Source organism: Vibrio sp. 2134-1 (genome assembly GCF_033339495.1).
Genome location: NZ_JAWOUS010001037.1, coordinates 1 through 500 on the forward strand (window position 1 = coordinate 1; position 500 = coordinate 500).

General features: G+C 47.2%; 1 protein-coding gene. It reads left to right on the forward strand.

Annotation, left to right across the window (positions count from 1 at the left end; all coding sequences use genetic code 11):
* On the forward strand, nt 1-500 hold a 500-nt coding region (gene rsmD, locus R7R78_RS29915), incomplete at both ends, for a 16S rRNA (guanine(966)-N(2))-methyltransferase RsmD (protein WP_318119960.1).

The window sequence follows — 500 nt, forward strand, 5'->3', positions numbered from 1 at the left end:
GGGCTTTGTTCGCATTATTAGTGGTTTATGGAGAGGTAGAAAACTCCCTGTCCATGACGCTGAAGGTTTGCGTCCAACCACTGACCGCGTGAAAGAAACCCTGTTTAACTGGTTAGCACAAGATGTGCCGCAAGCAAAATGCCTCGATTTATTTGCTGGCTCTGGTGGTTTGGGTTTTGAATCGGCTTCACGCCAAGCAGAACTCGTGACCATGATTGAGATCAACCCGCAAGCTTTTCAGCAGTTACAAAAAAACGTCGCGTCGTTGAAAGCCACTAATATCCAAGTGGTGAACACCGATGCCTTGAGCTTTCTGAAACAACCAGGCACACCACATCATGTGGTTTTCATCGATCCACCTTTCCGTAAGGGACTATTGGATGAAACCGTGACCTTGCTAGAGCAAAACGGTTGGCTTGCAGAAGACGCAATGATTTATATTGAAACGGAAAAAGAGCTGAGCATTGCTGGGCTTCCGGAAAATTGGCACCTGCACAGAG